This is a genomic window from Streptomyces sp. NPDC101776 (genome assembly GCF_044766845.1).
Classification (GTDB): Bacteria; Actinomycetota; Actinomycetes; order Streptomycetales; family Streptomycetaceae; genus Streptomyces.
Genome location: NZ_JBIWMV010000015.1, coordinates 216,170 through 232,334 on the forward strand (window position 1 = coordinate 216,170; position 16,165 = coordinate 232,334).

Annotated in this window: 17 protein-coding genes; 2 read left to right on the top strand and 15 right to left on the bottom strand. The window is 69.8% G+C overall.

From position 1 onward, the window contains the following. Positions 1-272 precede the first annotated feature (272 nt). The 3 genes from ACIRRY_RS35970 to ACIRRY_RS35980 all read right to left on the bottom strand — a co-directional run bounded on the left by ACIRRY_RS35970 (position 273) and on the right by ACIRRY_RS35980 (position 4,160). A complete protein-coding gene (locus ACIRRY_RS35970; RefSeq protein ID WP_403981296.1) occupies positions 273-1,598 on the bottom strand; it encodes a PhoH family protein in 1,326 nt (441 codons plus the stop codon). Between the two features lie 322 nt (positions 1,599-1,920). Further along, entirely contained in the window at positions 1,921-2,694 is a 774-nt protein-coding gene (locus ACIRRY_RS35975; protein ID WP_403981298.1) for an isoprenyl transferase, read from the bottom strand. Between the two features lie 650 nt (positions 2,695-3,344). After that, positions 3,345-4,160, bottom strand: coding sequence for a class I SAM-dependent methyltransferase (locus ACIRRY_RS35980; protein ID WP_403981300.1), 816 nt, complete (start codon positions 4,158-4,160; stop codon positions 3,345-3,347). Positions 4,161-4,210: 50 nt separating this feature from the next. Here ACIRRY_RS35980 and ACIRRY_RS35985 point away from each other — a divergent pair, with 50 nt between their 5' ends. Continuing rightward, positions 4,211-4,729: a DinB family protein gene (locus ACIRRY_RS35985; protein ID WP_403981302.1), complete on the top strand. Its 519-nt coding sequence runs from the start codon at positions 4,211-4,213 to the stop codon at positions 4,727-4,729. Between the two features lie 19 nt (positions 4,730-4,748). On the opposite strand, the gene ACIRRY_RS35990 is transcribed toward ACIRRY_RS35985, so the two are convergent. Genes ACIRRY_RS35990 through ACIRRY_RS36000 form a run of 3 tightly spaced genes read right to left on the bottom strand, consistent with a single transcriptional unit; the run spans position 4,749 to position 7,126 of the window. Next, entirely contained in the window at positions 4,749-5,621 is an 873-nt protein-coding gene (locus ACIRRY_RS35990; protein WP_403981304.1) for an LLM class flavin-dependent oxidoreductase, read from the bottom strand. Positions 5,622-5,662: 41 nt separating this feature from the next. Beyond that, entirely contained in the window at positions 5,663-6,280 is a 618-nt protein-coding gene (locus tag ACIRRY_RS35995; protein WP_403981306.1) for a dihydrofolate reductase family protein, read from the bottom strand. Between the two features lie 54 nt (positions 6,281-6,334). Next, the gene (locus ACIRRY_RS36000; RefSeq protein ID WP_403981308.1) at positions 6,335-7,126 is read right to left on the bottom strand and encodes a prepilin peptidase; all 792 of its coding nucleotides are present in this window, start codon (positions 7,124-7,126) and stop codon (positions 6,335-6,337) included. A gap of 123 nt (positions 7,127-7,249) precedes the next feature. On the opposite strand from ACIRRY_RS36000, the gene ACIRRY_RS36005 reads away from it, so the two are divergent. Next, positions 7,250-7,615 (top strand): DUF192 domain-containing protein, encoded by a 366-nt coding sequence (locus ACIRRY_RS36005; protein WP_403981310.1) that lies wholly within the window; start codon positions 7,250-7,252, stop codon positions 7,613-7,615. Between the two features lie 64 nt (positions 7,616-7,679). Here the strand turns inward: ACIRRY_RS36005 and ACIRRY_RS36010 are convergent, their stop codons facing one another. The 9 genes from ACIRRY_RS36010 to ACIRRY_RS36050 form a co-directional block, all read right to left on the bottom strand. Further along, positions 7,680-8,210 carry a hypothetical protein gene (locus ACIRRY_RS36010; RefSeq protein WP_403981312.1) on the bottom strand — a complete coding sequence of 177 codons (531 nt, stop codon included), beginning with the start codon at positions 8,208-8,210 and terminating at the stop codon, positions 7,680-7,682. A gap of 23 nt (positions 8,211-8,233) precedes the next feature. Continuing rightward, entirely contained in the window at positions 8,234-10,222 is a 1,989-nt protein-coding gene (locus tag ACIRRY_RS36015) for a hypothetical protein (protein WP_403981314.1), read from the bottom strand. A 150-nt stretch (positions 10,223-10,372) separates the two neighbouring features. Beyond that, entirely contained in the window at positions 10,373-11,008 is a 636-nt protein-coding gene (locus ACIRRY_RS36020; protein WP_403981317.1) for an OmpA family protein, read from the bottom strand. Between the two features lie 7 nt (positions 11,009-11,015). Beyond that, on the bottom strand, positions 11,016-11,597 hold the full coding sequence (locus ACIRRY_RS36025; protein ID WP_403981319.1) for a hypothetical protein: 582 nt from the start codon (positions 11,595-11,597) through the stop codon (positions 11,016-11,018). A 34-nt stretch (positions 11,598-11,631) separates the two neighbouring features. Next, positions 11,632-12,231 carry a pilus assembly protein TadG-related protein gene (locus ACIRRY_RS36030; protein WP_403981322.1) on the bottom strand — a complete coding sequence of 200 codons (600 nt, stop codon included), beginning with the start codon at positions 12,229-12,231 and terminating at the stop codon, positions 11,632-11,634. Next, positions 12,231-12,467, bottom strand: a complete 237-nt coding sequence (locus tag ACIRRY_RS36035) for a Flp family type IVb pilin (protein ID WP_403981325.1) — start codon at positions 12,465-12,467, stop codon at positions 12,231-12,233. The genes ACIRRY_RS36030 and ACIRRY_RS36035 overlap by 1 nt, the downstream gene beginning before the upstream one ends. Positions 12,468-12,678: 211 nt before the next feature. Continuing rightward, entirely contained in the window at positions 12,679-13,554 is an 876-nt protein-coding gene (locus tag ACIRRY_RS36040; protein ID WP_403981328.1) for a response regulator, read from the bottom strand. Positions 13,555-13,644: 90 nt separating this feature from the next. After that, positions 13,645-15,237 (bottom strand): sensor histidine kinase, encoded by a 1,593-nt coding sequence (locus ACIRRY_RS36045; RefSeq protein ID WP_403981331.1) that lies wholly within the window; start codon positions 15,235-15,237, stop codon positions 13,645-13,647. Between the two features lie 35 nt (positions 15,238-15,272). Then, positions 15,273-16,163, bottom strand: a complete 891-nt coding sequence (locus ACIRRY_RS36050) for a DUF5936 domain-containing protein (RefSeq protein ID WP_403981333.1) — start codon at positions 16,161-16,163, stop codon at positions 15,273-15,275. Positions 16,164-16,165 lie beyond the last annotated feature (2 nt).

Genomic DNA, 16,165 nt, shown 5'->3' on the forward strand with positions numbered 1-16,165 from the left:
TTCGCTGTGGAGTTGGCGGTGATGCTCAAGGGTGCGTACCTCCCCCACTACCTAAAGTGCGGGGGTACCCCCAGGGGTACACGTGTGTCGTATGCGGGGCCTGACAGAAACGAGACTCTGCCGTAACCGGACGCCGGGTGGCAATTCTGAGTTGCGTGTGAAAGCTCACATCCCGTTTGCCCCAAGGGATTTGGAGAAACAGTGAGACGCCGAAGCGCCGCCCCGCTAAGCTTCTTGGCTTCGCGGGACGGCGCCAACTGGCGGTTACCGCCTCAGATTTGGCCGTCCTCCAGCATTTCGGTCACAAGCGCCGCGATCTGGGACCTCTCGGACCTCGTGAGGGTCACATGCGCGAAGAGCGGATGACCCTTCAGCTTCTCCACCACGGCGACGACACCGTCGTAGCGGCCGACCCTCAGGTTGTCCCGCTGGGCCACGTCATGGGTGAGGACCACCCGTGAGTTGGCCCCGATCCGGGACAGGACGGTCAGCAGGACGTTCCGCTCCAGGGACTGCGCCTCGTCCACGATCACGAACGCGTCGTGCAGCGAGCGGCCGCGGATGTGGGTGAGCGGCAGGACCTCCAGCATCCCGCGGGCGGTGACCTCCTCGATGACCTCGCGGCTGGTGACCGCGGACAGCGTGTCGAAGACCGCCTGGGCCCAGGGGCCCATCTTGTCGGCCTCGGAGCCGGGCAGATAGCCCAGCTCCTGTCCGCCCACCGCGTACAGCGGCCGGAAGACCATCACCTTCTTGTGCTGGCCGCGCTCCAGGACCGCCTCCAGACCCGCGCAGAGCGCGAGCGCGGACTTGCCGGTGCCGGCCCGGCCTCCCATCGACAGGATCCCGATGTCCGGGTCGAGCAGCAGATCCAGCGCGATGCGCTGCTCCGCGCTGCGGCCCTTGATGCCGAACGCCTCCCGGTCGCCGCGTACGAGGCGGACGTTGCCGTCGGCCGTGACCCGCCCCAGCGCGTTGCCGCGCTCGGACTGGATCATCAGTCCGGTGTGGACGGGAAGGTCGGAGGCTTCCGGGACGAAGACGCGGCCTTCCTCGAAGAGGATGTCCACCTGTTCGCCGGGCAGGGTCAGTTCGGACATTCCGGTCCAGCCGGAGGAGCCCGTGATGGCGAGTTCCGCGCGGTACTCCTCGGCGAGGAGTCCGACGGACGACGCCTTGATCCTGAGCGGAAGGTCCTTCGACACGACGGTGACGTCGTACCCCTCGGCCTGCAGGTTGCGGGCGACCGCGAGGATGCGGGAGTCGTTGTCCCCCAGGCGATAGCCACTGGGCAGCACGCTGGGGTCCGAGTGGTTGAGCTCGACCCGGACTGTTCCGCCGAGTTCCCCGATGGGGATGGGGGCGTCGAGGCGACCGTGCCGGACGCGGAACTCGTCCAGCAGGCGCAGGGCCTGTCGGGCGAAGTAGCCGAGTTCGGGATGGTGCCGCTTGGCCTCCAGCTCTGTGACCACGACGATCGGCAGCACGACTTCGTGCTCCTCGAAGCGGTTCAGCGCGTTCGGGTCGGCCAGCAGAACGCTGGTGTCGATGACATAAGTGCGCCGGTCAGGCAGACGGCGCTTTGTGCTGGTCACCACGGAAGGACGTACCCCCTCGGAAGAGGTCGGGGAGCGACGGAGAGGAGCTGGACCGGTCCAGGCCGCGATGCGCGGGCCGGAGACCGGCCCTCCGTCTCGCCCGTACTGACCGCACGGTCGAACTGGTGCAAAGGGCCTCCCGGGCGGACGGCCCCGTGCCGTCCGCTGAGATCCGACACCCGTGGTTCGGGCGTCGACCTGCTTGGCTTATGCCCTCGAACATGCGCCGCCATGCCACGGCATATGACGGCGCGCCGGTGAACTCCTTGTTACTTCCGTACCAGAGGGGGGTAGACGCGGCGACGTGCCCGCTCTTCCGCCGTCATCCGCCGTAACGCCGGTGTCGCGCGGCGTAGTCACGCATCGCGCGCAGGAAGTCGACCTTGCGGAAGGCCGGCCAGAAGACCTCGCAGAAGTAGTACTCCGCGTGGGCCGTCTGCCACAGCATGAATCCGGACAGCCGCTGCTCGCCGCTGGTGCGGATCACCAGATCGGGGTCGGGCTGTGCGCCCGTGTAGAGGTGCTTGCCGATGAGGTCGACATCCACGTGGTCGGCGAGCTCCTCCATGGAGGTGCCCTTGTCGGCGGCGTCCAGGATCATCGAGCGGACCGCGTCGGCGATCTCCTGGCGGCCGCCGTAGCCGATGGCGACGTTGACGAGTATCCCGTCGATGTGCGCGGTGGACTCCTCCGCCTCCTTGAGGGCGGACTGCATCCCCGAGGGCAGCAGGTCGAGGGTGCCGACGTGGTGCACGCGCCAGCGGCCGTCCGCGGCGAGGGAGCTGACGACGTTCTCGATGATGCCGAGCAGGGGGCCGAGTTCGTCCTGGGGGCGGTCGAAGTTGTCCGTCGACAGCAGCCACAGGGTGACGACCTCGACGTCCGTCTCGCTGCACCAGCCGAGGAACTCCTCGATCTTGTCGCCGCCGGCCCGGTGTCCCTGGACGGTGGTGGAGCCGGCGGCCTTCGCCCAGCGCCGGTTGCCGTCCATGATGACGCCGATGTGCTTGGGCACCGACGCGTGGTCGAGATGGCCTCCCACCCTGCGTGCGTAGAACCTGACCAGCAGGCGGCGCAGGGTGTCGCGCACGTTCACGTGTTGTCAGCCCCTCCGTGGATGGCGTCCCCGGCTGCGAAGCCTACCCCCGCTGTGACCCCGATTCCCCAAGGGGTGTCTGGGCTCATCCCGGTTCGGCACGAAGGTCGGAACCGGGTCCCGTGATGTCTTCCGCGCGCGGAAGAGCGGGCGGACGAGGGAGCGCGGAGCAGCGGGCACGAAAACGGGCACAAAAAATCGGGCCGGTCCGTGGGGGGGATACGGACCGGCCCGAGGGGGGGTTTCCACCATAACCCTTCGTAAGTGATGCTGCGTGCATCGGCGCTCCACAACTACTCTCCGAAACCGTCCGACGACGCGTCAGGGGGTCCGGAAGCCCTGATTCCGGCCCTGATCATGGCCGGTTCACAGCGGATTCCGAGGAGAACGTGGAGGTTTTCCGCCGACCCGCGGCGTGTCGCTCGCAGGGGTGACGCCGTCAGTGAACGTCCGCTTGACGGGGCAGGGCACCGCGCGGCCCCCTCCACCGCACGGTACCGACCGCGCGGCTTTGCTCACGCGAATTACCTTGGCCCGAACTTACGTGAGGTCATGGGCGGGATGCGAGTCGATCTCGATAACGATGTGGAAAATCCGTGCACATATGGGGGACGTGAGGTGACGTCCCCCGGTGCGGCTCACGGCGGAGCTCACGCGGTGGGTTTGCGGACGTCGAAGAGGTGGCGGGTGCTGTAGGTCACGAACGGGCCCGTGGTCTCGATCTGCTCGTGCAGGGCGCGGAGTTGGGGCTCGTAGGCCTCGACCGTGAAGTCGGGGACCATCCAGATCACCTTGCGGAGGAAGTGGACGACGGCCGCGATGTCGTGGAACTCCATGCGCAGCCGCTCGGCGCGCAGGCCGATGATCTCCAGGCCCGCGGCCTCGGCGCCGGCCCGCTCGGCTTCGGGGTCACGGGCGCCGCTCACGCTCTCCGGCTGCGTCCCCAGGAAGTACTCGACGAGTTCGAAGGCGCTGCGGGGGCCGACGTGCTGGGCGAAGTACGTGCCGCCGGGGCGCAGGACACGGGCGATCTCCGGCCAGTGGGCGCGGACCGGGTGGCGGCTGAGGACCAGGTCGAACGCGGCGTCGGCGAAGGGCAGCGGGGCGTCCTCGGGCGCGGCGACCACGACGACGCCGCGGGAGCGGAGCAGTTCGGTGGCCCTGGCGACGTTCGGCGGCCAGCCCTCGGTGGCGGCGACGAGCATCGGGGGCTGCGCGGCGGCCCGGCTCAGGGCGAAGTCGAAGACCTCCCCTCCCCCGGTTTGGACGTCCAGCGCCGTGGTCGCCCGGCACAGCCGGTCACCGGCGGAACGCGCGTACCCCCACGAGGGGCGCGCCTCAGTGGCCCGGCCCTCGAACCAGGAGAAGTCCCAGCCCTCGGTGGGGACGGCCACGCCCTCCGCGACGAGGTCGTCGAAGCCGCCCGTGCCGCCCGTACCGCCCGTGCCGCTCCCGCTGTTGTCCATGGGGCGATGGTCGCAGGGTGATGTCGGTGGCCGCTGCTAATTTCGCCAGCATGACCAACGACGGAGACACGGACGCGCTGTACCACGAGAGCGAGAAGGCGACCCTGCACAGAAGCCTGAACCGGCTCCGGGACGCGGTCCGGTGGAAACTGGAGGGACTGGACGAGGAGCAGGCCAGACGCCCGATGACACCCTCGGGCACGAGTCTGCTCGGCCTGGTGAAGCATCTGGCGTCGGTGGAGTACGGCTGGTTCGTGCAGAGCTTCGGCCGCGAGGTGGAGCCCCTGTGGTTCGACCCTTACACGGACGAGGACATGACCGCGGGCCCGGAGGAGACGACAGAACAGATCATCGCCTTCTACGGCCGCGCCCGCACCGCCGCGGACCACGTGATCACGGAGCTGCCGCTGGACGCGCTCGGCCACCCGGCGTGGCGCAAGCACTCCGTGTCACTGCGCTGGGTGCTGGCTCATCTGATCGCGGAGACGGCTCGGCACGCGGGGCACATGGACATCGTGCGGGAGCTGATCGACGGGGCGGCGGGGGATCATCGGCCTTCGGAAGCGTAGGGCCCGGGGGGTGTGGGGGTCAGGGGACGAGCGGCCTGACCTTCTCCGCTGTGAAGCGCACGAAGCCCTCCGGGTCGGGTTCGTCGGCGGTGGGCTGGAGGATCACCGTGTCGGCGCCGGCTTCCGCCAGGCGTTGGACGGCCTTCGCCACGGTGTCGGCGTCGCCGGCCACTCCGAGGTCGGGGGTCGATTCCAGGCCCTCCTCGGCCAGTTCGGCGTGCAGGCGGGTGGTGGCGTCGGGGCCGGTGGCGGTGAGGAGGTAGACGACGACCTTGTGCGGCTCGGTGCGGGCGGCCGACTCGCGCCCCTCGTCGATGAGTTGACGGGCCCGTCGGACGCCGTCGGGTGAGGTGCTCGACGTGAGGATCGTGCCGTCGGCCGCCGCGCCGGAGAGACGGAGGGTACGGGGGCCGGTGGCGCCGGCGAGGATTTCGACGGGGCCGGCCGGCGGCCAGTCGAGGGCGACGTCGTCGAGCTTGACGTACCGGCCGTCGGTCGTGAGGCGCTCCCCGCGCAACAGGGCGCGCAGCGCGTCGAGATGCTCGCGCAGCAGGGTCACCGGGGACTCGACGCGGGCGCCGACCTGGCCCATCCAGTCCTGGACGCCGTGTCCGACGCCGAGGATCGCGCGACCCGGGAACAGCCGGTACAGCGTCGCCGCCTCCATCGCCGTAATGGCGACGTTCCGCAGCGGGACCGGCAGCAGTCCCACCCCGACCCGTACCCGCTCGCTCCACGCGAGCGCGGCGGCCGCGGCCGAGATCCCGCCCTCGCGGAAGCAGTCCTCCCACAGCCAGAGTTCTTCGAGCCCGGAGGCGTCGGCCAGTCGGACCACCTCGCGCAGTCGCTCGGGGGGCAGTTGGGGGCGGAACACGGCGCCGAGTCCAGTCATGGGTTTCTTCCTACCTGGTGGGGGCGGGGTGGACAACAGCTTTACCGGGCACCCGAGTTGGGGCGCACCCGCTCGTAGCGCAACAGCACGACGCCGTTGCCGAACGCGCGGGACTCGACGAGGCGGAGTGCGGTGCGGGTGTCGGTGTAGGTGTCGGTGTCGGTGTCGGTGTCGGTGTCGAGGAACATGCGTCTGCCTCGGCCGATGAGGACCGGGTGGACGTACACCTTGATCTCGTCGACGAGGTCGTGGCGGAGGAAGGTGGCCGCGAGGTCGGCGCCGCCGAGGCCGAGGTCGCCGCCGGGCTGTTCCTTCAGGGCCCGCACCTCCTCGGGGACGACCTCGGACACGATCGTCGTGTTCCACTCGGCGGGGCCGCTGGGCAGGGTCCGCGAGTACACGATCTTCGGCTTGTCCCGCCAGATGGCGGCGAACTCGGCGGTGACCGCGGAGGCGTCCGGGTCGGCGTCGGCGGTGGGCCAGAAGGCGGCCATCAGTTCGTGGGTGACACGGCCGTCGACGAAGGCGCCCAGGGGTCTGAGGGTGTCGTTGAAGTGCTGGTGGAGTTCGTCGTCGACCACATGCCAGCCGATGTCGCGGTCGAGGCCCTCCATGAAACCGTCGAGGGACACGGACATCATCAGGCTGACCTTCCGCATGGCTGCACCACCTCGTTCGCGGTCACCCCCCGGACACCGGGTCCCACCACCGTCTCACGACACCGCGAACGCGCCCAGCAGAAGACCCGTGAACGCCCCGCCGAGCATGAACGGCCCCAGCGGGATCGCCGTCTTACGGCCCGCCCGGCGCAGGGCGACCATGCCGAGGCCGTACACCGCGCCGTACAGCACCCCGGCGAAGGCGCCCGTGACGAGCACCGGCCAGCCGTACCAGCCGAGGGCCGTGCCGAGGCCGAGGGCGAGTTTCACGTCGCCGAAGCCCATGCCGGCCGGGTTGACGAGGTACAGGAGCTCGTAGGTGGCGCCGAGGGCGAGACCGCCGTAGAGGGCGGTGGGCCAGGAGCCCGCGTCGGCGGGGAGGGCGGCCGCGATGCCGAGGAGGGCGAGGGTGGCCGCGGCGAGCGGGAGGGTGAGGACGTCGGGGAGGCGGTGCACCCGGAGGTCGACCAGGGCGAGGAGGACGGCGACGGGGGCGGCGAGCAGCCAGACGACGAGTTCCGGGCGGGGGCCGGTGGCCGCGGCGAGGGCCGCGCAGACGAGGGCGGTCGCGGTGGACACGGCGGGGGTGCGGGGGCCGTAGGGACCGCAAGGGGTCGAAGGGGACGGGTTGTTCGTCGTCGGGCCGTACGCGTACCGGCCGGTGGTGTCGGTGCAGTGGGCCCGGCCCAGCCAGCCGGCGAACGTGCCCGTGATCGGGTGGCCGTCGGGGCAGTTCCCGTTCCAGGGTTCCTCTGGGTCCACGGAGAGGCGGTGGGCGGCGCGGGGCAGCAGAAGGCCCGAGCACGCGCCCCACAGGGCACCCACGACGATCAGAATCAGGCGCACGCCGGGACGATATCCGGATACGGCGGGCGAGGGCATGGGCCCGTGGGCCCATGTAGGGCCTACTCCCGTGTGGATACGGTCGGTCGACACCGGATCCGCGGTGACACAGGAAGGTGACCTGAGATGGGACGACGCTGGAGCGACGGGCGCGGGAAGCTGATCGTGCACGGGGCCGCGGGGCCGGTCGCCGTCCGGCTGGAGCTGGCGACCTCGTACCGGGCGCGTACGAAGGGGCTGCTCGGCCGGGACGCGATCGACGGGGCGATGCTGCTCTCGCCGGCGAGCAGTGTGCACACGTTCCGGATGCGCTTCCCGATCGACGTGGCGTACCTGGACCGGAACCTGGAGGTCGTCGCCGTACGGACGATGAAGCGGGGGCGGTTGGGCCTGCCTCGGCTTCGGTCCCGGCATGTGCTGGAGGCGGGGGCGGGAGCTATGGCGGGGTGGGGGGTGAGGGTGGGGGTTCGGGTGACGGTGGAGGGGGTGTGAGGGGAAGGGGAGGCAGGGTGGTGGGAGCGGCGGGCTCGTTCGTTTCCGTGTGCGGCATGACGGTTCAGCCGTCCTCCCCGTGCTCCGACTCCCATCGGCGCATGTCCTCGGCGTTGCCGATCCTGATGCCGAAGGGCCACGTCGGGTCGAAGAAGAGCCAGTAGCGGGCCTCCAGTTCGAGGGCGAGGCACTTGAGCACGCCCTCCTCGGGCTTCGAGTCGGCGTCCGTGAACGCGCGAACGGCCGTGCAGCGGAGGCGGTCCCAACTGTCGCCGAAGAGCTGCTCGCCCTGGGAGGCCAGGGCGAGTTCGTCTCCCTCCTCCTCGATGGCCGCGAAGAGATCGACACCGCCCAGGCCGACCCGGTCCACCACCTCGACCGCCAACTGGCCGTATCCGCCGACCGATTCGAGCCGCAGCGCCCCGTCGTCGAGTTGGACGAAGACGACGAGCGGCTGGGGGGCGAACCGGGAGATCGTCTCGTCCCGGTCGATGCGGCCCGGTACCAGGACGTCCGTGACGCGCCGTTGCCGCAGCACGTCCTCCGCGACGCTCCACGGAGTCGGGCCCGCAGGGGACGGACTTGACGGCGGCACGGCTGCTCCTGTCATTCGGTCGGTCACTCGGCCTTCTTGGTGATCTGTATGGATGTGTCCAGGCCCTCGCCGGACTTCAGGACGGTCCAGAAGTCGCCGTTCTCGTGCAGGACGACGGTCACGCCCCTGCCACGGTAGATGAGGCCCTCCGCCTCGCCCTTCTTCAGCGTGCCCTTGCCGACGAGCTCGAACGTGCCGTTCTTGATGTTGTCCTCGATGTCCCGCACGAAGCGCGGGCCGTCCTCCTTGAGCTTCTTGTACTTGGTGCCCAGCGCGTCCTCGATCAGCTTCTTGTGGCGCAGGAAGTGGTCCTTGAACTTCTTGGGGTCGCCCTGCCGCACGGTCGGCTTCTTGGCCGCCTCGACCTCGTCCTTGGTCATCCGCCCGGCCGCCTCGTCGGCCTCGTCCGCCTGCTTACGGGCTTCCTCGGCCTCCTTCTCGGCGTCCTCGTCGCAGCCGTCCTCGGCGAGGAGGACGTACGGGGAGGCGCCGGCGGCGAGGACGGTGGTGCCGGTGCCGGAGGAACCGGTCAGGGTGCCGTCGTGCTTCGGGCCGTTGCCGTCGTACGGGATGCGGTGGCTCGGTGCGCCGATCGTGCAGCCGGTCTTCTCGGCCTTGCGCTCCGCCTCCTCGGCGGCGTCGTCGGCCTCCTTGGCGGCCTTCTCCGCGCCCGCCACGTCACCGGCCTTGGCTGCCTTCTTCGCGTCCTCGGCCGCCTTTGCCGCCTTCTCCGCGAGCTCGCCGAGCTTCCCCAACTTGCCGATCTTGCCGAGGTCTCCGACCTTCTCGACGATCTTCGCGCCGTCGTAGCCCGGGATGAAGAGGGAACCGACGTTCCACAGCACATGGGAGACGGCGCGGGTCTTGTCGCCGTTGTTCCAGTCCTTGGCCACGTCGTCGCCGATGAACAGGTCGTAGAGGACCGTGCCGCCCGTCTTCACGGAGGCGCCGGTCCAGTCCCACAGGGCGCCGCCGTAGTCGCCGTCGGACCACTTCTTGCCGGCGTCCTTGGAGTTCCGCGACCAGTCGTCGCCGAGCTGCTTGCCGTAGTCGCCGATGCCCTTCAGGGTGTCGACGGGGTGGCGGACCATGTCGTAGATACCGGTGAGGTCGCCCCAGACGCCGTCGACGAAGAGGCCTTGGCCGACCTGTTTGACCTGGTCGCCTGCGCAGCCGAAGAAGGCGCCCACGCCGGAGAAGCAGCCGTCGTCGTTGTCGTCGTCCGTGTTGTCGTCGGCGGGGTCGGGGGCGGGTTTCTGGTCGTCGGTGGTGGTCGTGGTGGTGTCGTTGTTCCCGTCACCGTCACCGTTGCCGTTGCCGTTGCCGTCGCCATTTCCGTTGCCGTTTCCGGCAGTTACGTCCGTGTCGCCGCCGACCGAGGCCGGGCAGGCCATGCCGGTGACCTTGCAGACCTCCGACTGGATGCCGCTGAAGATCTGGGTGCCGAGGCCGCTGACCAGCAGCGCGGCGATCAGGGCGGCGACGATGGCGATGAACCCGGCGTACTCGACCGCCGTCTGCCCCTCGTCCCGTCGCCAACGGATCAGCCGGGGCAGGGAGAACGGGCGGCGCTCGGCGCGTTCCAGTCCGGCGAGCCCGTACCACTGACGGCTTTCGGGGCGGGTCAGGAAGAAGAGGATGACGATCGGGAGGAGGAGCTGGAGGCCGCCGTGGGCGGATCCGGAGGCGAGGTTGACGACACCGCCGAGGATCAACCAGCCCTGTACGGCGGCGAGTCCGAGCCTGACCCGGACCCCGCCCTCCCAACTCCGGCGGGCCAGCCACGCGCCGAGGACACCGGGTGCGGCGGCGTACACGACGAGGGCGACGACCTGTCCGTCGAGCACGTCGTACGACGCGGCGGTCGTCAACAGACCCAGCCCGCCGACGACGGTGACCGCGAAGAGTGCGTACACCAGCACCAGTGCGGTGGCGAGCGGGGCGGGCAGCTCCCGACGCCCACTCGGCCCACCGCGCCCGCCGACTGCTCCGGCTCCCCCGATCGAGGCCATGTCTCCCCCGTCCCCCGATGTCGCTCAACACCGCCTGAGCTTCCAGAGGTTAGGGAGCGGGCCGATGCCCGAGATGGGCCCGTGGGCCCAAATCGGTACCCAAGTACCGGCTGGGCCCTGCGGGTTGAGCCGGAGGGGCGGGTGCGCCCTTCAGCTCTCGGTGCGCGGGAACGTCACCTCGACCCTTCGGTTCTTCTTGCGGCCGGCCTCCGTCGAGTTGTCGGCGATCGGGTACTGCTCGCCGTAGCCGCGTACCTCGAAGGTGATGTTCGGGTTGTTCAAGTCCGAGTCCAGGACGGCCTGTACGGCGTCGGCGCGCTGCTTGGACAGGACGTCGCCGTGGGCCGACGAGCCGAGGTTGTCGGTGAAGCCGAAGACGCGGACCGTGGTCGCGTTCTGCTTCTTGATCTCCTCGGCGATCGCGTCGATACGGGACTTCGACTGGGCGCTCAGCTTGGAACTGTCCTTGCTGAAGAGGACCTCGGCCTGGAGGGCGAAGGTGACGTCCGAGTTGGTGTCCTCACGGCGTTCCTCACCACCCTGGTCCTCCACGACCGACTTGATGTCCAGGACCTTGGGATCGGCGAGCGTCGCGCCCTCGGGGAGTTTCAGGTCCGGGTCGTTCGGGTCGACCTTCACCGGGGCGGTGGCCGAGGCCTCGGTGCCCGGCGGGGCGCTCGGACTCGGGGTGTCGTCGGCGTGCGCCGCCACCGCGCCGACGATGTTCGCGGCGACCATGATCATGGCGGCGGTCACGACCAGGGCGAGACGGGGAGTCGTGGTCACGGCCGCCTCATCCGGAGATCTTGATCGTGGCGACGGAGAACGTCGGCAGTTCGAAGGAGACTTCGGTGGTGGTGGACGGTGGGGCCGGGAACTGCATGAAGACGGAGACCTCGTCGCCCGACTTGATCGTCGCGATGCCGGTTGTCGTCAGCGGACGGCCGTCGGTGTCACGCAGCACGTAGTAGCGCTTCTTACCCTTCGAGTCCACGAGCGTGGCACCGCCGAGCGACGGGCCGTTTCTGATGATCTCGGTCTCGTTGCCGCTCAACGCGGCCGGGACCACGACGAGTTTGTCCGCGTCGTTCCGCAGAGTGCCGTTCACCGTGACGAAGCCGCCGGCGTCCCGGGCGGCCGAGGTGATGTCCAGGAGCAGGCCGTTCGACCCCTTCAACTCGGCCAAGGGCTCGTCCGACTGCCCCTCCTGAGCACTCGGATCGGACCCACCGCTCTTGGACGCCGACGCCGTGGTGTCCGGCTTCTTGTCGTCGCCGCCGCCGCTCCCGCAGCCAGCCACACCGAGGGCCAGACCGGCCGCGACAGCCGTCGCGACCATCCCCCTGCGGGCCTTCGAAGTGAACCGAATGCTCATGACTCTGCTTCCTTCACCACTCGTCGTTCGCTTGTCAGTCGGCCAGATGGACGTCGAAGAGGTCCTCGGGTCCCGGTAGATCGGTGAGATGGAGCGGGTCCAGGTCCCACTCCTGGCCGTCCTCGCAGGTGAGCTTCGGCAGCACGTCGTCCCCGGCGTCCGCGCCGGGGAGTTCGAACGTGCAGAGCGACTCGATCACGGCGGTGGCATGAGCTTTCGAGTACGTGTTTTCCGTACCGGGGACGATCGAGTCTCCGACGGGCTTGTCGCTCTTGACCGCGACGGTGAAGCTCAGGAGCCCCGTCTGTGTGCAGTCCTCCACAGCTGCGTCGTTCTGCCCCGCGAGCTCGGTGGCCCGCCCGCACGACGGAGTGAGCCCGTCCGCGATGCCGTGGAAGATGTCGTCCCACTTGGTCGGGTCGAGCACGTCCAGCTTCCACACGTCTGCGAGTTGGTCCCGGGTGTCCTGTGCCGCCGCCAGCGCAGCCGCGTCGGCGGCCGTCTGGGCACCACCCCGGTTCACCGCGGCCTGGCCGACCGCTACGTACGCGAACGCGAGAAAGAGCAGACCCGCCACCACCGTGATGTAGATGGGGAAGGCCTGCCCTGCGTCGCTGTGCCTACGGGGCGGCATCAGCCGCCGGTGACCTCGGCGATCTTGTTGTTGATCGCGTCGAGGATCGACTGTCCGATGGACGTACCCGTGATTGCCAGCACGATCGCCACCACCACCGCGATGATGCCCAGGTACTCCACCGCGGTCTGCCCCTTGTCGTCGGCTCGGCGCCGAAGGGCCTCGACGGTCGTGTTCTTCCAGCCGCTCACGCGCGCCTTGGTCGCAACGGCGGTCTTCAGCATCAGGTCGCTCATGGTGTTCCCCTCCGAATGACGCGTTACCGGCTTCCTCGTCGCCGGTGCCGCTCTCGACATGAGAACGGTATGCCCGTTCCAGAGGTACGCCAGAGGGTCCCAGGGCCCAAAATCGGGCCCAATCGGAGTCCCTGCCTTCGCACTGGGCCCGCCCGTCTCCGAACCGGGGCCGTAGGCCCGCCCGTTGGGTCCCCCGTCGCCGCGTCACCGGTCACCCCAGCCCTCGGGCCGAACCCGGCGTCGTACCAAGCCACTTGGCCGCCGCCTCGGAGCGGCTGGTGCTGTGGAGCTTGGCGAAGATGCGGTTGATGTGGTTCTTGACGGTCTTCTCGGAGATGAAGCAGGTGGCGGCGATCTGCTGATTGGTCATGCCGGACGCGATGTGGTCCATGATCTCCGCCTCCCTCGCGCTGAGTTGGAACCGTGACCTGTCCGACGACAACTGTCCCACATTCGGTTGCAGTTGCGAAAGCTTTTTGGCAGAACTCAGCGATGGCTGGGCTACTGATGAGTTCATCGCGTGTGCATTCGCACCTAGTTGAGACTCGTAGGAGCCCAGGCCCTCGGGCAGCGAACCGGCCGCCTGCTGCTGCCTGAGCTGCGCCAGCAGCGCGCCCGCCGCCGATGGCGTGAAATGGGCCCTGCCCTGCCTGATGTCCCTTACGGCGGCCACCAGTTCGTCCGCCGTGAACTCGCCGTGGACCAGATAACCGCCCGCTCCGCGCCGCAACGCCTCCTGGACGATCTCCGTCTCCCTGCTGTACGTGAGCATCACGACCGGCGCGATCCGCACCAGGTACGGGAGCGCGGAGATGCCGTCGACACCCGGCATGCGGACGTCCAGGAGGACCACGTCGGGGCGGTGCAGATGTGCCGCCTCGTAGGCCTCGCGGCCGTCCGCCGCCTCCGCCACGACCGTGATGTCCGCGCGGCCCGACAACAGGGCCGTCAGACCGGCCCGGACCACCGGGTTGTCGTCGGCCACCACGACCCGGAGGACCGAAGTCGGAGCGGGCGGCGGGAAGTCGGGGAACGGGTTCGGTGGCGGCTGCGGCGCGCCGGGGTGGGGCGTCGTGTGGTCCGGCATGGCTGCCTCCTCTCGGGTCATCGTCGTCGCGCTTGTCTTCGTACGTGTGCGTGGTGTGTTCGTGGTGTGGTGTGCTCGTGGTGCGTGGTGTTACGTCTTCGCCGTTGTCAGGGCTTCCAGGGGCAGTTCGAGGCGGACCTCCGTGCCCGTGTCGTGGCCGCCCCGGCCGATGCGGATGCGGGCGCCGACGGACGCGGCCCGTTCGACCATGCCGACCAGGCCGAAGTGGCCCGCCCTGCGCAGTTGTTCCAGGGTGGTGCCGGCGGGCAGGCCGCGGCCGTCGTCGTAGACGCTGATGCGGAGGAGGTCGTCGTGGACTCCGGCCGCCACGTCGAGCTTGGTCGGCGCCGCGTGGCGGTGGGCGTTCTCCATCGCCTCCGTCGCGATGGTGAGGAGTTGGCGGGCCACGGCGGGCGGGACCGGCGGTACGCCGTGTTCGCCCGTCGGGCGGTAGGTCGTGGGCAGGCCGGTCCTGGTGCTGAAGTCCCTTGTGCGGGCGGCCAGTTCCACGAGTACGTCGGTCCCCTCGGCCGGGTTGGACTCGCGCCGCAGGTCCGCCAGGAGTTCACGGGACTCCGCGGCCGCCCTGCGCGCCGAGCGGGCCACCAGCTCAGCCTGCTGTCTGATCAGGGTCGGGTTCATGTGCTCCGTGCCCGCCGAACCGGCCAGGCCGTCCGCCGCGAGCGCCACACCGTGCAGGGTCTTCGCCACCGAGTCGTGCAACTCGCGGGCCAGCCGCGACCGTTCGGCCGCCACCGCCTCTGTTACGGCGAGCCGGGCCTGGACCGTCGTCAACGCGGTCGTGGCCTCGCCGAAGCGGAGCATCAGTTTGCGCAGGGTCACTCCCACCGCGCCGGCGATCACGCACAGGCCGGGGAGCAGGAAGGTCTGTGCCACGACCTTGTGTTCGTGGGCCGCGGCGGTCTGCGCCAGCAGCAGGATCAGCGCCTGGAGGCTCGCGAACGCGGCGGCGCCCCGCCAGCCGTAGACGATGCCGGCGAGGAGGGGGGTGCAGACGCTGACGTACGCGAGCGTGCTGGTGGGCCCTGCCGAGATCAGGAGGAGGGCGGCGAAGAGGGTGTCCAGGGCCAGGAGCGAAGGGTGGCGCAGGAGGGCGGGGGCGAAGCGTTCCCAGTCCCTGAAGAGGACGTAGGAGGCCATGAAGGTGGCGACTACGGCCGCGCCCACCAGGCGGGTGGCTACGCCGGGGGTGGCGTTGAGGAGGGCGGAGGGGGCGGCGAGGGCGATCATCGCGAGGCGGAAGCCGAAGACTTGCCGGCACATTGCCTGCAGCGCGCTGATCTGGATGGGGAGAGCCAACTCCCGGCCTTCGGCCGGGAAGGATTTCCCACCCGCACCGACCGTTTCGCTTTCGTCGGCGGGTGCCGGTGGCCCCTGTGGGGCGTCCCCACCGTCGGCGGCCGACCGTTCCATCCCCGACTCGCCCACGCCCTGCCGTTCAGCACCCGGCTGCGCGGGTACCCCTGGCAGCCTCGCCGGTGTGAAACCTGCCGGGACCCATCCCTCCGGCAACGCCGGCGTCACCGACGTCACCGGAATGTCCGTCGCCCCGGACCGCACATGGTCCGGCAGCACCGTCCCGGCCGGCGGTGTCGTGATCTCCGTCGGCCGGGGGCGGCGGCGCAGCAGTCGGGTGCGTTCGCGTCCCTCCGTGGTCGCCATCGTTCAAGTCACCCCCGTTCTCGTTCCGTTCCCGCTTACTTGCCCGTGATCGTGCTGAAGTCCGTGCCGGAGCCGAGGAGGAGGCCCGCGCCGAGGAGCAGCATCGTGGCCGGGACCATGAACGTGGTGATCATCATGGTGGCCTTGGGCACCGCCCTGGCCGCCTTCCGCCGCGCGTTCTGCGCGTCCGTGCGACGCATGTCCTTGGCCAGGGACACCAGCGTGTCGACGATCGGCGCGCCCAGCTCCTCGCCCTGCTGCAACGCCGTGACGAACATGGCGACCTGCTCACTGTCGTTGCGGCGCCGCAGTTCCGTGAAGGCCGCGCGGCGGCTCATGCCGAGGTCCATCTGGCGGAGGGTGATGCGGAGTTCGTCCGCCCAGGGGCCCTCGTACTTCGACGCCACCCGGTCCAGTGCCTGGCGGAAGCCGAGGCCCGCGCTCACCACCACCGCGAGGACGTCGAGGAAATCCGGCAGGGTCCGTTCGATGACGTCGCGGCGGATGCGGATCGCCGACCAGATGCCGACCTCCGTCCAGAACGCGGCGAAGGCGAACAGGATGATCGCGACGATGTAGTGCCCCTCCAGCAGCATCAGCAGTCCGCCGAAGCCGCCGAGGAAGCCGTAGACCGCGCGGCGGGCCGCGTAGCGGTCGATGGTCAGGCCGCCGGGGTTGCCCGCGAGGTCTATCTTGCGGCGGTACTTGGCGACCAGCTTGGGGCCCATCAGCCGCAGGACCGCGGGGGCGTAGCGCATGCCCATGCGGTCGATGAGGGAGTCGACCGCGCCCGTGCGGGTCGCGCCGACCTCCAGGGCCAGGGCCAGGTCGCTGGGCAGTTTCGCGTCCGCGCGGTACATGCGGATGCCCGCGAAGACGCCCCACACGGCGAGGCCCATGACCAGTCCGAGGACGAGTGCCAGCATGT

Bases quoted from the DNA above. Each gene is read 5' to 3' on its own strand.
- ACIRRY_RS35990 (WP_403981304.1), bottom strand. From the start codon at position 5,621: ATGACTGGACTCGGCGCCGTGTTCCGCCCCCAACTGCCCCCCGAGCGA.
- ACIRRY_RS36030 (WP_403981322.1), bottom strand. From the start codon at position 12,231: ATGCCGCCCCGTAGGCACAGCGACGCAGGGCAGGCCTTCCCCATCTAC.
- ACIRRY_RS35980 (WP_403981300.1), bottom strand. From the start codon at position 4,160: ATGGACAACAGCGGGAGCGGCACGGGCGGTACGGGCGGCACGGGCGGC.
- ACIRRY_RS36035 (WP_403981325.1), bottom strand. From the start codon at position 12,467: ATGAGCGACCTGATGCTGAAGACCGCCGTTGCGACCAAGGCGCGCGTG.
- ACIRRY_RS36045 (WP_403981331.1), bottom strand. From the start codon at position 15,237: ATGGCGACCACGGAGGGACGCGAACGCACCCGACTGCTGCGCCGCCGC.
- ACIRRY_RS35985 (WP_403981302.1), top strand. From the start codon at position 4,211: ATGACCAACGACGGAGACACGGACGCGCTGTACCACGAGAGCGAGAAG.
- ACIRRY_RS36015 (WP_403981314.1), bottom strand. From the start codon at position 10,222: ATGGCCTCGATCGGGGGAGCCGGAGCAGTCGGCGGGCGCGGTGGGCCG.
- ACIRRY_RS36050 (WP_403981333.1), bottom strand. From the start codon at position 16,163: ATGCTGGCACTCGTCCTCGGACTGGTCATGGGCCTCGCCGTGTGGGGC.
- ACIRRY_RS36040 (WP_403981328.1), bottom strand. From the start codon at position 13,554: ATGCCGGACCACACGACGCCCCACCCCGGCGCGCCGCAGCCGCCACCG.
- ACIRRY_RS36025 (WP_403981319.1), bottom strand. From the start codon at position 11,597: ATGAGCATTCGGTTCACTTCGAAGGCCCGCAGGGGGATGGTCGCGACG.
- ACIRRY_RS35995 (WP_403981306.1), bottom strand. From the start codon at position 6,280: ATGCGGAAGGTCAGCCTGATGATGTCCGTGTCCCTCGACGGTTTCATG.
- ACIRRY_RS36005 (WP_403981310.1), top strand. From the start codon at position 7,250: ATGGGACGACGCTGGAGCGACGGGCGCGGGAAGCTGATCGTGCACGGG.